The organism is Staphylococcus sp. HMSC071G07, from assembly GCF_001811435.1.
Classification (GTDB): Bacteria; Bacillota; Bacilli; order Staphylococcales; family Staphylococcaceae; genus Staphylococcus; species Staphylococcus pettenkoferi.
The window spans coordinates 12,834-27,300 of the sequence record NZ_KV804778.1 but is presented as its reverse complement, the minus strand read 5'-3'; the positions used below and the strand labels follow the sequence as shown (position 1 = coordinate 27,300).

Sequence of the window (14,467 nt, the reverse complement as noted above, 5' to 3'; positions counted from 1 at the left end):
TCCCTTCCTTATTTGAAATTTATGCTGGCCCATATTGTATTAAGATTGCGACTATTACAAATACAATAGCTAATATTGACCAAATAATCACTAGAGGTAATGCGAAACGTACCCATTTAGAAAAAGGTACACCACCAATTGCAAGTACTGCCATTAACGTTCCTGAAACAGGTGTAATCATATTTGTTATTCCATCGCCCATCTTAAAAGCTATAACAGCCGTTTGACGGGTGATATGCAATACGTCAGAAAGCGGTGTCATTAATGGCATAACTACTGCTGCTTGACCACTCCCAGATGGCACAAGTAAATTGAATACCAAATTAAAAAGAAACATCATCACTCCACCTATAACTGTAGGCATATGACTTAAAGGAATAAATACACTATGAACGAGTGTATCTAGAATTTTTCCTTCCTCCATTAATATTGTTATAGAACGAGCAACTTCAATAATTAAAGCCCCAAATAGAATATTCTTGGCTCCACCAATAAACGTATGAATAAAGTCGTTAGGTTTAATACGTGCGACTATGGCAGTTAACACACCGTCAATTATAAATAACGCTGATAATTCATTTACGTTCCAACCTTTTTGTAAAGATCCATAAACAAAGAGAAGTATAGTTAAAAAGAATAGAATAATGATTAACTTATGTTTCCATGTGAATTTTATTTTCTTATTGTTTTCTTCTTTACTTACACTATCAGAAAATCGTTTTTCTCCCATTATACTTTTAGATGGATCTTTAGAGATTTTTTGCACATAATAAATTAAATAAGAAATAGTAGAAATCATAAATATACAGAAAGTAATAGCTCGAAAAACAGTACCTGAAAATATAGGCAGTTTAGCTATTTTTTGAGCTACGCCTAATGCAATAGGATCAAAAATAGGTGAGACCGCACCTACGTAATAAGAAAAATATATTATCCCTACACCGACAATCGCATCTAAATTAAGTTTCCGAGCCAATATAACACCCAATGGAATAAAAGCAATAACTGCATTAGCACTAACTCCAAAACCATGAATCAAACCGAAAGTAATACCTATTAATATTATAAGTAGATATTTATTGCCACTTGTTTTATCAACTAATTTTTGAACTGCAGCATTAAAAGTTCCTTCACCTTCTATAACTGCAACTGCTCCTCCCATTATAAGAACTAAGAAAATAAGATCTGCTGTGTCAATAAGTCCTTTAGGAATTGCTTTAAATAAATCAAGTATATTCAACAAACCACTATCTACGTATTTAAAGCTCCCTGGTATAACTGTATTACTACTCCCCTTTGTAGCAAATTCACCTGATGGAATAATAAAACTCAATATCCAAACAATCGTGAGCAAACTAAATAAAATCACAAAAGTGTTCGGCATTTTAAATTTCTTTTTCATTTAACCGTCCCCTTTATTTAGTAAGCGCTTACATAAAATTATAAAGTAAATACTTCAAATAATATATTAAATGAAGTATTTACTACAAATTACCACATTTACTCTTAAAATTCTAGAAAATAAGATATCTTTATACTAAAAAGAAGTTTTATCGCAAAGATAGACTTGATATAATTTCTTCGAATTCATCACTAATATTAAGTAAAAAGTGCTAATGAGAATATTCACTAAGATTGAATGAAGTATCCTTATTCTCCACCAGCGCCCACCTCCACCTCTATAACTTTCGTTGCTTATCTCCCCTACTTTGATACACTTTAACTAAATACGATGAAAGGGAGATGTACGATGAATGAGAGATTATTTCACATACTTGAATTGTTAGTTAAGTATCAAACAGAAAGTCCACCCGCACGTAATACAGACCCGCTTCAAGATGAGATTCAACATTTCCTTGAAGCACTAGGCTTCGAAGTCGACCGTTACCCCCTTTATGAGAACGATAGTGTGATTAATGCGACGTTGAAGGGAAGCGATCCTACAGCACCTAAACTCATCCTTAATGGACACGTCGATGTCGCACATGTTGGAGACAGCTCAGATTGGACCTATCCACCTTTCGAACTGACGCAAGTAGATGATTACTTATACGGTCGCGGCGTCGCAGATATGAAAGGTGGCGTCGCTTCCTTATTATATGTATTAGAAAAGTTACATCATGAGCATATCCAACCTCAAGGTGACATTATTGTGCAGTCTGTAGTTGGCGAGGAAGTCGGAGAAGCTGGCACGAAGACAGCCTGCGAACATGCACCTCAAGCGGATTTAGGATTGGTCCTCGATACAAGTGAACAAGTTGCCCAAGGTCAAGGTGGTGTCATTACAGGTTGGATTACCGTTAAAAGCGCTAAGACCGTACACGATGGTGCGCGTCACCAAATGATTCATGCAGGGGGCGGTCTGTACGGTGCCAGTGCGATTGAGAAGATGTCCAAGGTTATTCAAGCGTTAAATGAACTCGAGCGACATTGGGCTGTGACGAAATCTTATCCAGATATGCCTGCAGGTTCTTGAGGGATTTTTAAAATCTTGGTATGCATCACCGCAAAAAGGTTAATAAAAGTAGCGATTGTAAGTCGAAATGACAGAATTAAGACGTCCGGCATAGTAAAAAATGCATATACTCTATGCATCTCGTGATATGAAACTTTCCACTCCTACCTCCCAAATAAATAAAGAGGTCGGAAACGGGCTCCGACCTCTTTATATTATACGGTTATAGGAATGGGAATAAGAGAACTTCTCATTGTTCTCTCGTTGTGCTTGCGTCTTTATACATTAATAAGTATCAGATTTGTTCATAATAATACCCTAGTCGTAACGTAGCGAAGTGACTTGCCACACTTCCTTCATGTATCTTATATTTATCGTTCTCCCATAAGTTTGTTATGACGCGAAATCATTTGAAACTTTTATTGATAGTATTAAAGAGTGTCTTAACATCTGTGTCTTCTGTCAGACCATGCACATTCATACGTCCATCTTTAAATAACGTAAGGGTATAATCTTGATAATGGATAATGGTAGCAAAGTTATTTCTTTTCACAATCGTTCCTGGAAGTAATTCAGCATGGTCGAAGACTTGAGGCTTAAAACGAAATCGAATGGCATTGCCACACAAATCTTCTATCGGATGGTGTTCGTTATGATTCAATAACTGGTAATCGTGTTGGCTGCACACACGACAGTCAGTATCTTTCAAAGCGTCAACATTCATCGTTTGATACTTGACTTGGAAGGTATCGATCGTCACAAGTTTTTTTGAAAAACCGTTACCACTGGCGTATCGTAATAACTCTGACACTTGCATACTTGCCACCTGTTGCACTACAGGTGGCAAGATGCCATTAATTGCGCAACTCTCAGCCGTTTCAGGCATCTCGCCGAATAAGCATTTTAAACAAGGGCCAGTAAAGTCAAAAGCGTACACACTTCCTTTACTGCCGACCACTGCTCCGTAAATCCACGGAATTTGCGCATCGCAAGCCGCTTCATTAATCAAGTAACGCATTTTAAAGTTATCCATACCGTCAATGATGACATCAGGTTGCGTATCACGAATGAGCTGACTAATATTCGTTGGTGTGACTTCCATATATAATGTAGAAATCGGAACCTGAGAATTCACAGTAGCTAATTTGTGTTTCAACGCTTCCACTTTAGGCAACATTTCAGCTACATCCTGCTCATCATATACAGCTTGTCGATGTAAGTTGGACGTTTCCACAATATCCATATCAGCAATGGTCAGTTGTCCTACCCCCATGCGCACAAGCATTTCAGCCGTATGACTTCCTAAAGCACCCGCGCCAATAATCAGAACATGGAGCGCTTCTAGTTGAGATTGTCCTTGTTCACCGAATGGACTAAAGCGCGCTTGTCGTGCATAGCGTGTCATTATAAATAGCCTAATCCTTCAGTTGGGCTAGAAGCTTGCGCAGTATATTTCACAGGAATGCGACCAGCTTCGTATCCTAGACGGCCTGCATGAATGCCTAGTTTCATTGCTTCAGCCATTTTAACTGGATCTTTCGCACTAGAAATTGCAGTATTTAACAAGATACCGTCAGCACCTAGTTCCATCGCTTGAGCCACATCTTTCGGAGAGCCGATACCTGCGTCCACGATGACCGGCACATTAGCTTGCTCGATAATATAACGCAAGTTTAACTGGTTGTTGATACCGCGTCCTGTACCAATTGGTGAAGCGAGTGGCATCACTGCATGTACACCTAACTCTTCGAGACGTTTCGCTAGCACGAGGTCATTTGAAATGTATGGGCAAACTGTGTACCCTTTGTCTAACAACACTTTACATGCTTCGTATGTCTCAAATGGATCAGGTAGCAACGTTTCGTCGTCCCCTATCACTTCTACCTTGATCATGTCACACACACCTGCATGGTTCGCAATTTCGGCTATGCGAATCGCTTCTTTAGCTGTCTTAGCTCCTGCTGTGTTTGGAAAAGTAGTGAATTGACTCATATCCACATTCGCTAATGGATTCGGTAAAGACTTGTCGTATAAATTCATACGACGTACTGCGAATGTGAGTACTTCTGTTTCAGACGCTTCGATCGCTTTCGTTTGTGTCTCTTCATCTTCAAACTTTCCTGTTCCTAAAAATAATCTTGATTTGAACTCGAAATTTCCAATTTTAAACATATTAACCGCCTCCTACGACTTCTAACAATTCTAATTTATCCGCTTCTTTCACGATGGCTTGCTCATATTGATCTCGCTTGAGCAAATCTTCGTTGTGCTCAACAATGACGCGCTTCTCATCTAACTCAAGCTGTTGAATCACATCATGTACGGACAATTCACTATCGAAAGTGAACGTATCGCCATTAATCACACACTTCATTTAATTCACCTCTTACATATGCAAAGTCATTTAAGGCGCCAGGTTTCTGACCGTCAACGAGCCATTCTGTCATCAGTTCCCCGATAACAGGTGATAACAGAATACCGTTACGGTAATGTCCGGTGATGACGAACAGACCTTCTTCAATTTCGTCCATAATCGGCTGTTCACCACGTGTATATGGACGGACACCTGACCAGTGCTTTAATACTTTACTGTTACGCAAACCAGGTATCTTGGCACATGCTTCGTCAAATAGCCATTTTTTACCTGCTTCAGAAACACCGACTGAATAATCGTCTCTCAAGCTCGTCGCCCCAATGAGAAACCGCGATTTATTCTTCGGTACTATATAACAGCCATTCGTCATAAAGACCGTTGTTTCAAGTTTGAGGTCAGGATTCTCAACGAGCAGCACCTCACCTTTCACACCTGTAACTTGTCGTTTCAACGCCTCATCTTCAAGTAAATCTGCACTCCAAGCGCCACCTGCAACGATGACTTGTTCGGCCGTTAAACTTTCGCGATCCGTGTGCACCACATAACCTGAAGATGTATGTTCAATCGCTTGCGCCTCAGTCTGGTACCAGCGATGTACATTGCGCTTATTCAATGACTTGAGCAATGCTTTCGTATACTTATTCGCATTGATTTGATGGTCGTCCGGAATGAGCGTAGCGGCTAACCCAGTGACATCAATCTCACCATTTGTATGGCGCTTTAATGCTTCACGATTTAAATCACGAACGAGCGGATTATACTTGCTTAAGAATTGTGATTGGGCTTCGACAAAGTCGTTGTCTTCAGACTGCGCTGCTAATTTGATAAGCCCAGTTTGTTTAAACTCGATATCGATACCGACCTCTTCTTTGAGGCGCTCACTCAACCCTTCAAAGCGTTTCTGCGATTCTCTCGCTAATTCGTATAGCGGGCTATAATACGTGAACTCATTCTGCGCACCTAACATGCCGCCTGCTTTATACGATGCATGCTTACCTGGTACATCGCGATCCAACACCGCAACGTTCAATTGTTTCGCACTCAACTCTCGTGCGATAGACATTCCCATGACTCCAGATCCTATGATGATGACATCATACATAATCGGACCATTCCTTTCTCAACGCCTTCATCTCTGACGTCGTGACATTTTCAAATAGCGAAATAGCTGCGATACCTGCAAATCCTTTCGGCAATTGTGAAATATTCGTGAGCGTAATTCCTCCCAACGCGACCACTGGTATGGGCTGAGCGACTGCCTCTTTTATTTCTTCGACTGTCCTCGGCGCTAACCCTGGCTTAGACTTTGTAGGAAAAATGTGTCCATACAACACAAAGTCAAGGTCTAAATTTGCTGCCCTTTGGATTGTGGCTGCCGAATGCGTAGACTGACTAACGCGAATATTAGGGTGTGTGTCGACAAATGATTCTAGTTCTTCAGCACTTTCTTTAAAATGAATCGCACTTAAGTGTTGGCGTTCCAATAGCTGAATGTCATTGTGCGCAATCAATTTATCCTTTGGAAAGCCTTGTCGTACTATCTGTTCAATCCATTGTTCGAGTTGATCCATCGGCATAGGCGTACGTAGTATTAGACCGTCGATGTCAGTGGCAAGTTCACGATAGTGTTCTAAATCTTGTACTGTTAAGTTTCGATACGGTGTGATTGCAATAAACAAAGTCGTCACCCCAAATAAAAAAGACGTTATTTTTCCGGCTAGAAAAATAACGTCTACGCATCTTGCTTTATCAACTCGTTGAACGCCACTTTCCTACGCCAGTATGAACTGGATCAGGTTCTAGGAATTCTAAAGTCGATACTTTAATCTCAGCCTTTAACAAAAGCACTTCCAGTGGTTCACTACTCATTTCTATTCAGTTCGTAATTCAATTTTTATATTAACGCAAGCCGAGCTATCTTGCAAGCGGATTCAAGAGTGTAATTAGAAACCTTACTGCTTACGCGTTAACTCTAACAGACCTTTTGTAATGTCTTTCGTTTGCGGATAAACTTGTTGATACAAATTGTAAAACTGCTGATAACGTTGGTGACGCTTAGCATCAGGATGATACACTGCACCGTATTCAATAAATTGTTCTACACAATCTTCTAACGATTCAAACCAACCTAAACCGTAAGCCGCAATCATTGCCGCACCCATACTCGGACCTTCCGCGTTACGTAAAATTTTAATATCAGCATTAAAGATATCTGCTTGTAGTTGAAGCCAGAATTCACTTTGTGCACCGCCGCCAATTGCTACGATTTCTGAAATATTTTTACCAGTTTCGCGCAAATAAGCAATTGAATCATAGAGCGAGAAAGTAATACCTTCTAGGACAGCACGTGCTATATCTGCTTCCGTATGCATCCCGCTAAGACCTATGAAACTGCCTCGGATATTCGCGTCACCATGCGGCGTGCGTTCCCCTGATAGATAAGGGGCGAAGAGCAAACCATTGCTACCAGGTTGCGATTGCGCAGCCAAATCTACAATCTCTGAAAAGTCCAAATTAGGAAAGACGATACGTTTCAGCCAACTCAAGCTATCGCCAGCTGCTAACGTGACGCCCATCGCGTACGACATGTGCATCTTCGCGTGCTTAAACATGTGAATATTGTGATACATCGTCTTATCTTTTTCTGTCTCACACGATAAGACAACACCTGACGTACCAATACTGCATAGCGTTTCGTTCGCGTTCATCACACCAGCGCCTACAGCACCACATGCGTTATCTCCTCCACCAGCGAAGACTGCAACATCATCTTCTAAGCCGAGTTCTTGTGCAAGCGATGTCGTGATATGACCCACTTTCGCCGTCGAAGGAACCAACTCAGGGTAAATGTCTTTCATGCCGAAACGTTCGCCTGTTTCTTTCGACCATGCATTCGTTACAGGATCTAAGAGCAACGTACTTGAACCGTCAGAGTATTCCATGTTGATCTGATTTGTAAATTTAAAGCGCACATAATCTTTCGGCAACATAAAGACATGAGCTTGTTCCCAATTCTCAGGTTCGTGCGCTTTTACCCACAATAATTTTGTTAACGTAAAGCCTTCCAGAACTGGATTTCCAAGCACGTAATTCCCTAATTGATTAATAATCTGTTTACACTGCTCTGAAGAACGTGTATCATTCCAGAGTATTGCTCTACGGAGTGGTTTCAAATCCTTGTTCAATAGCACTAAACCATGCATTTGCCCTGAGAATGACAAGCCTTTGATGACGTAATGAGCCATCGCTTCGTCTTGGCGAAGTTGCTTCACACAAGAAGTCGCTGCTTCAAACCATTCATCAGGATCTTGCTCGCTGTAACCTGGATAATCATGATAAATATTCAAATCTTCTTTCGCTACAGCTACGACTGCACCTTGCTTGTCGACCGCAATCGCTTTCACTGAACTTGTACCAATATCAATGCCCAACACTACTTCTTTCACTGTTCACACTCGTCCTTTACTTCAGAATTTTTTCTAGCTCTCTTATTATCTTTAAGATTTATCACACCTTTTCTAGAAAAACAACTCCTAAATAAGGCTAGGCGGTTGAGTTGAAAATGGGACAACCATGCGCTTTAACAGGGTGAGCAGTCTGCCCGATGTCTAAAAAGTGATATTTATATGGCAAAGTTGCTACTGAAACAAAATAGTGTCCCTACCCTACTTTCTTAAGGCATAATAAGAGAGTGTTAAGGAGGTCGTAACTACTCGTAAATCTTTATAGGCAACTCGCTCATATAGGTTTGACATACATGTTAGAATATTACTGTTAAACAGTTTAATTCCCCTTAATGAGTAGTATTATCGCTTAGCAACTATTTCAATTATTCACTTCAAAGCGTTGGAGTTATCGTTAACATATAAAGTAATCATAATATAAAGGAGAAGGTAAGTATGAGTATGGATTATAGAGTCTTACTATATTACAAATACGTAACTATCGATGATCCAGAAACATTTGCGCAAGAACATTTAGATTTCTGTAAATCACTCGGCTTGAAAGGACGCATCCTAGTCTCAACAGAGGGACTCAACGGAACGTTATCAGGTCCAGTTGAAGCGACAGAAAAATATAAAGAACATGTCCGTTCAGATGAGCGTTTCAAAGATATCGTATTTAAAGAAGATAAAGCTGAAGAACACGCATTCAAGAAGATGCACGTGCGCCCTCGAAAAGAGATCGTCGCATTTGATTTAGATGAAGATGTAAACCCGAAAGAACTCACAGGTAAATATTATTCACCAAGCGAATTTAAAGAAGCGTTACTATCAGATGACACAATCATCCTAGATGCACGTAACGACTATGAGTATGACTTAGGTCACTTCCGTGGCGCAGTTCGTCCTGATATCACTCGCTTCAGAGATTTACCTGACTGGATCAGAAATCACAAAGATGAGCTTTCAGGTAAGAAGATTGTCACTTATTGCACAGGTGGTATCCGTTGTGAGAAATTCTCAGGTTGGCTGAAACGTGAAGGTTTCGAAGACGTAGGTCAACTTGAAGGCGGTATCGCGACTTACGGTAAAGATCCTGAGACTCAAGGTGAATACTGGGATGGTAAAATGTACGTATTTGATGAACGTATCAGCGTCGACGTGAACCACGTGAACAAGACAGTTGTTGGTAAAGAGTGGTTCGACGGTACACCATGCGAACGCTACATCAACTGTAGTAACCCAGAATGTAACAAACAAATTCTCGTTTCAGAAGAGAACGAAGAACGCTACTTAGGCGCATGCAGTTACGATTGTGCGGCAGACGAGCGCAACCGTTATGTGAAACGCCATAACATTAGCGACGAAGAGAAACAACGTCGTCTTGAGAACTTTAAAGAACTCGCTAAACAATAATTTTTGACGCAATAAAGCTACTTCCCTCGTGCAGTGGAAGTAGCTTTTTTAGTTAGTGATTTCGCAGAGTGTAAAAGTAATCTCATTTTTGCGTTATTTGATTTTTTGCGAGCGTCCCCTAATTCATTTTTAAGAAAATTTTCGGTGAGGCTGAAATTCTGTTACTCCCCTCCGTCCAAAAATTGAATAACTGCAATTTGCTTTAGTGTTGCCCACCAATATATGATAAGTCCATCAAACGTCACTCATTCCAATCGAAAAATTTAAGTTCAATTTAATGCGTTTCTCCTAATGCAATTTTTTCATCTTGCTGATCAATCACTCGAATTGCGGCAGTTAAACCTTTAACCACCGTTTCAAGAGACATAGATGGTTGATTAGGTTTATCTGTTACTTGTTCAGGTACGTAAGGTACATGAATGAAACCAAATCGTATATTTGAGAAACGTGTCGCTTGTATATAGCCTAATTGATATAGAATATGGTTACACACGAAAGTTCCGGCGGTGTTAGACAATCGCGCTGGTACGCCCGCTTCTTTGATAGCCTCGACCATCCTTTTAACAGGCATATTAGAGAAGTAAGCAGCATCACCTTCTGCTTGAATACTCTGATCAATAGGTTGATTCTTCTTATTATCTGGAATACGTGCATCATCTAAGTTAATTCCGATACGTTCAGGCGTGAGTTCAAATCTACCTCCAGCTTGTCCTATCACTAGCACTGCATCATAGTTATGTTGTTCAAGTTCTTGTTCAATAACCTGTTTTGATTTATGGAATACTGTGGGAATCTCCAACTTTGTAATTTGATGTTCACCAATCGTGTCATCCAAAGACTTCACCGCTTCAAGAGCTGGATTAATCTTCTCTCCACCAAACGGATCAAATGCTGCGACTAGTATGTTCATAAGCAAGTCCTCCTATTATTGATTAGTTAAATTAAAATGCCCAAAAGTACATTAAAGCAATGTGAGCAACGATAAGCAGTAGTGCTACAGGTAATTGTGCCTTAATCACTCCGAACTCGTCTTTCATTTCTAACAATGCTACTGGCAACGTATTAAAGTTAGCTGCCATAGGGGTAATGAGTGTGCCACAGAAACCACCTGTCATAGCTAAGGCGCCAGCAATAACTGGGTCTCCACCTTGTGCAATAACGAAAGGAATTCCTATACTTGCAGTAATAACAGTGAAAGCCGCAAACGCATTCCCCATCAACATCGTAAACAGCACCATTCCTAATATATAAGCGATAGAGCCAACGAGATGACTTCCTTCAGGTAGAAATGAAGATATACCATGAGAAATTACTTTCCCTACGCCACTCGCTGTAAAAAGAACACCTAAAGCAGCTAGAAATTGCGGTAGAATACCTACAGCACCGACCTGTTGTGTCAACCTGTCGCTATCATAAAGTATGTATTTCGCTTTAGGTTTAATAACGAGTAATGCTGCGATTAAACCTACAACTGAAGATACACCTAAGCCAATTGCACCGCCTAAAGGTGTCCAATTCGAAACGATGACTGCTACGACTGCTAAAACTAATGCAGGTATGAATAGTTTGTTTCCGTAACGACGTGCACCTTGCTCTACTTCACTCTCATTTACATCAATGATATTTTTAATCGTAACTTGTTTGAAGAGCGTGAGTACGCCCATTAGAACGATAAGTAAACCATTTATGACGTTAGGCAAATATGGACCTGCAATAAATAATATTGCAAGTATTAGCCAGAAAAGTGCAGTTCCTACTCGTTTACCTTTGTCAGGCGCTTTCAAAGCACGATAAGCTGTGTAGATGAATTGTAAACCCGCTAGAATATAGAAGCATTCTAGAATGCGATTAATTACTGTCTCACTCATCATTACGCACCCCTTTGTGAGTTCGTCCATACTTTTTATCTAAATAACGGTCGAACAAGATATTATTGAGCCAGACGATAACTATCGTCACCCCAGCGATAGGTAGTGAAGCTAAGACAAGATCAACTGCATTTACGTTAATATGTAACGACTTAAACGTTCCAGCCATCAATAGTACTCCTGCAGAACCAATAAATAAATTTTGTCCAAAGAAGTTACCGTAATTCTCCATAGCAGAAGTTTGTGCTTTGATTTTATCAATATCTTTTGGATCTACTTCTTTTTGATTTAAGTTATAACGTGTGCGCAATGTACTTTGCGTCATAGGATTAATGAGTGGGCGCACAAATTGCGGGTGTCCATTGATACGAATAGAAGCTAACCCTGCGACTTTTCTTAGAATTAAATACAAGGTCATCAATCTTCCACTCGTGACTTTTTGTACTTTACCAATCAAATTAGATGCTTGTTTCTTTAGTCCAAAGCGTTCAATGAGTCCAACCATTGGTAAGGTTAAGACGAATAATGTGACTAAGCGCTGATCTACGAACGCTTTTCCTAAAGTAGCTAATATTTGAGTAAAGTCCATCCCTGATACTAACCCAGTCGCTATCGCAGCGATTAAGATAACTGCAATCGTATCTATCTTGACTAAAAAGCCAACAATGATAATCACAATGCCTATTAATTTAAGCCATTCCATAGTTTCAACTCCCCTTTGTTTAAAATGAAAAGCTAATTGCATTAAAGATTATCATAATTCAGAATTTAATAATAGTCCTTCTTGTTAATTTACTGCACATTGAAAAAGAGTAGTACGGTTAGAGGACAGATACTCCAACCATACTACTCAAAGGGTTTACTTAGATAGATTCAATTATTACATGCTTAATGATGATAATGTCCGAGCACCACTAAAATAATGCCCAATAGGATGAAAGATCCTACCATGAACTTAGAAAGTAAATTCGTTTCAAAGAAAAATCGACGACGCTCTGTGCCTTTTGCTAGTAATATCGCGTTAATTGTAACACTCGCAATAAAGATGATAAATAATATTAAAATGATAATTCCTACTAAGTTCATGAGGTCTCCTCCTTTATAGACAATCCATTAAATATATTGATGCTCTTCTAAATAATTTAGAATTTGTGTAACAGCGTCTTTAACATCTAATTGCTCAGTATCAATTGTGATTTCAGGATTACGTGGTTCTTCGTAAGGTGCACTAATTCCAGTAAATTCTGGGATTTCACCTGTTCTAGCTTTCTTATAAAGTCCTTTAGGATCGCGTCGTTCACACTCTTCAACACTACATTGGGTATAGATTTCGATAAATTCGTCGTCATCTAACATCGCTCTCACATTATCTCTATCTTCACGATAAGGAGAAATAAATGCAGTGATAGTGATGAGCCCTGCATCTACCATTAGTTTACTTACTTCGCCAATCCGACGAATATTCTCTTGACGATCTTCAGGACTAAAGCCTAGATTCTTATTTAATCCATGACGAACGTTATCGCCGTCTAAACGAAAGGCATGTTTTTTACGTTCAAATAAAGCTTTCTCTAACTCTACTGAAATCGTTGATTTGCCGGATCCTGATAAACCAGTAAACCATAGTGTAGCGCTCTTATGACCATGCAATTGTTGACGATCTTGTTTCGTTACTTCTGAGTCATGCCAAGTAATATTTGTTGATTCACCCATCATTTCACTCCTCAAATATTAGTTTTCTTTAAGTCCTTTGATTAAGACTTCAGCAACCTCTGGACGAGAGAATTCTTTAGGTAATGGTTCACCGTTACGTAGTTTTTCGCGTACTTTCGTACCACTTAAATGAAGATGTTTAGAACTGTCATGTGGGCAAGTCTTCGCTGTTGCCATGTTGCCACATACTTCGCAGTAGAAAGCGTGCTCAAATTTTAATATTTGAATACCTAATTCATCTTCATATTGTGAAATGAGCTCTTGCGCTTCGTAAGTTCCGTAGTAATCGCCGACACCTGCGTGGTCACGACCTACGATGAAGTGTGTACAACCATAGTTTTTACGTACAGTCGCATGCAGAATTGCTTCCTTAGGTCCTGCGTAACGCATTGCTGCTGGATAGATCACTAAACGTGTTCTATTTTCTGGGAAATAATTTTTGAGTATTGCTTGATAGCTTTCCATACGCACATCTGCAGGGATGTCATCTGATTTCGTTTCCCCTACGAGTGGGTTTAAAAGTAAGCCATCTACAATTTCTAAAGCTGATTTTTGAATATATTCATGTGCGCGATGCACTGGGTTACGTGTTTGGAAACCTACAACTGTTTTCCAACCTAAGTCAGCGAACATTTGACGTGTTTCCGCTGGATCATAGTGATAATCAGAGAATTCATCGTGTTTTGGACGGTTTAATAAATAAACTGGACCACCGAGATAAATTGAGCCTTTTTCATAAACTTTTTTAACACCTGGATGATTGTCGTCAGTAGTGCCGTATACTTCACGTGCTTCTTTCTCTTTGTCATAACTGAATTTCTCTTCTAAGTCTAAGACGCCGTAAAGTTCGCCATCTTCGCCATACAATGCGACACGATCGCCCACATTAAGCTCATCTGCTTTCGCTTCATCTACTGGTAGTGTGATTGGAATACTCCATACTAAGCCATTAGCTAAGTGTGTGTCTTCTACTACCTTGTTGTAATCTGCTTCACCCATGAAACCAGTGAGTGGACTGAATCCACCAATACCAATTAATTCAAGATCAGAAAGACTCCATGGATTGAGCGTTACACTTGGAAAGTCTTGAGCTTGTTGGATAAGTGTTTCACGCTCTTGACCTTCTAGAGCACGATTAATCAGCTCGCCTCCATGCGGTTTGATTGTATTATTGATAATGTCATTTGAAACTGCCATG

General features: G+C 39.9%; 14 protein-coding genes, 1 pseudogene and 1 riboswitch. Of the genes and pseudogenes, 2 read left to right on the top strand and 13 right to left on the bottom strand.

All coding sequences use genetic code 11. The annotated features are described in order from the left end of the window. Positions 1-19: 19 nt before the first annotated feature. Positions 20-1,402 (bottom strand): YfcC family protein, encoded by a 1,383-nt coding sequence (locus HMPREF2802_RS08470; RefSeq protein ID WP_070503629.1) that lies wholly within the window; start codon positions 1,400-1,402, stop codon positions 20-22. Positions 1,403-1,750: 348 nt separating this feature from the next. Between HMPREF2802_RS08470 and HMPREF2802_RS08465 the strand changes: the two are divergent. Next, positions 1,751-2,473 (top strand): annotated as a pseudogene (locus HMPREF2802_RS08465) (M20/M25/M40 family metallo-hydrolase); the annotation flags it as partial. 388 nt (positions 2,474-2,861) lie between these two features. Here the strand turns inward: HMPREF2802_RS08465 and HMPREF2802_RS08460 are convergent. From HMPREF2802_RS08460 to xylB, 6 genes are all read right to left on the bottom strand, one after another. Beyond that, positions 2,862-3,860, bottom strand: coding sequence for a ThiF family adenylyltransferase (locus tag HMPREF2802_RS08460; RefSeq protein WP_070503628.1), 999 nt, complete (start codon positions 3,858-3,860; stop codon positions 2,862-2,864). Continuing rightward, positions 3,860-4,627, bottom strand: coding sequence for a thiazole synthase (locus HMPREF2802_RS08455; protein WP_070503626.1), 768 nt, complete (start codon positions 4,625-4,627; stop codon positions 3,860-3,862). Before HMPREF2802_RS08455 ends, HMPREF2802_RS08460 begins: the two co-directional genes overlap by 1 nt. Position 4,628: 1 nt before the next feature. Continuing rightward, positions 4,629-4,829 carry a sulfur carrier protein ThiS gene (gene thiS / locus HMPREF2802_RS08450; protein WP_002472636.1) on the bottom strand — a complete coding sequence of 67 codons (201 nt, stop codon included), beginning with the start codon at positions 4,827-4,829 and terminating at the stop codon, positions 4,629-4,631. Next, a complete protein-coding gene (thiO, locus tag HMPREF2802_RS08445) occupies positions 4,813-5,931 on the bottom strand; it encodes a glycine oxidase ThiO (protein WP_070503624.1) in 1,119 nt (372 codons plus the stop codon). The genes thiS and thiO overlap by 17 nt, the downstream gene beginning before the upstream one ends. Then, positions 5,924-6,508, bottom strand: a complete 585-nt coding sequence (locus tag HMPREF2802_RS08440) for a thiamine phosphate synthase (protein ID WP_070503622.1) — start codon at positions 6,506-6,508, stop codon at positions 5,924-5,926. The genes thiO and HMPREF2802_RS08440 overlap by 8 nt, the downstream gene beginning before the upstream one ends. A gap of 73 nt (positions 6,509-6,581) precedes the next feature. Continuing rightward, positions 6,582-6,691, bottom strand: a riboswitch (TPP riboswitch). 90 nt (positions 6,692-6,781) lie between these two features. Next, positions 6,782-8,275 (bottom strand): xylulokinase, encoded by a 1,494-nt coding sequence (xylB, locus tag HMPREF2802_RS08435; protein WP_070503620.1) that lies wholly within the window; start codon positions 8,273-8,275, stop codon positions 6,782-6,784. Positions 8,276-8,734: 459 nt separating this feature from the next. Here xylB and HMPREF2802_RS08430 point away from each other — a divergent pair, with 459 nt between their 5' ends. Next, the gene (locus HMPREF2802_RS08430) at positions 8,735-9,688 is read left to right on the top strand and encodes an oxygen-dependent tRNA uridine(34) hydroxylase TrhO (RefSeq protein WP_070503725.1); all 954 of its coding nucleotides are present in this window, start codon (positions 8,735-8,737) and stop codon (positions 9,686-9,688) included. A 274-nt stretch (positions 9,689-9,962) separates the two neighbouring features. On the opposite strand, the gene pcp is transcribed toward HMPREF2802_RS08430, so the two are convergent. The 6 genes from pcp to sat form a co-directional block, all read right to left on the bottom strand. Beyond that, the gene (gene pcp / locus HMPREF2802_RS08425; protein WP_070503618.1) at positions 9,963-10,598 is read right to left on the bottom strand and encodes a pyroglutamyl-peptidase I; all 636 of its coding nucleotides are present in this window, start codon (positions 10,596-10,598) and stop codon (positions 9,963-9,965) included. A 31-nt stretch (positions 10,599-10,629) separates the two neighbouring features. Further along, a complete protein-coding gene (locus HMPREF2802_RS08420; protein ID WP_070503616.1) occupies positions 10,630-11,556 on the bottom strand; it encodes a DUF979 domain-containing protein in 927 nt (308 codons plus the stop codon). Continuing rightward, positions 11,549-12,259 (bottom strand): DUF969 domain-containing protein, encoded by a 711-nt coding sequence (locus HMPREF2802_RS08415; RefSeq protein ID WP_070503614.1) that lies wholly within the window; start codon positions 12,257-12,259, stop codon positions 11,549-11,551. The genes HMPREF2802_RS08420 and HMPREF2802_RS08415 overlap by 8 nt, the downstream gene beginning before the upstream one ends. 185 nt (positions 12,260-12,444) lie before the next feature. After that, positions 12,445-12,642 carry a hypothetical protein gene (locus HMPREF2802_RS08410; RefSeq protein WP_070503612.1) on the bottom strand — a complete coding sequence of 66 codons (198 nt, stop codon included), beginning with the start codon at positions 12,640-12,642 and terminating at the stop codon, positions 12,445-12,447. A gap of 27 nt (positions 12,643-12,669) precedes the next feature. Beyond that, the gene (gene cysC / locus HMPREF2802_RS08405) at positions 12,670-13,269 is read right to left on the bottom strand and encodes an adenylyl-sulfate kinase (RefSeq protein WP_049408279.1); all 600 of its coding nucleotides are present in this window, start codon (positions 13,267-13,269) and stop codon (positions 12,670-12,672) included. An 18-nt stretch (positions 13,270-13,287) separates the two neighbouring features. Continuing rightward, positions 13,288-14,466, bottom strand: coding sequence for a sulfate adenylyltransferase (sat, locus tag HMPREF2802_RS08400; RefSeq protein ID WP_002472678.1), 1,179 nt, complete (start codon positions 14,464-14,466; stop codon positions 13,288-13,290). Position 14,467 lies beyond the last annotated feature (1 nt).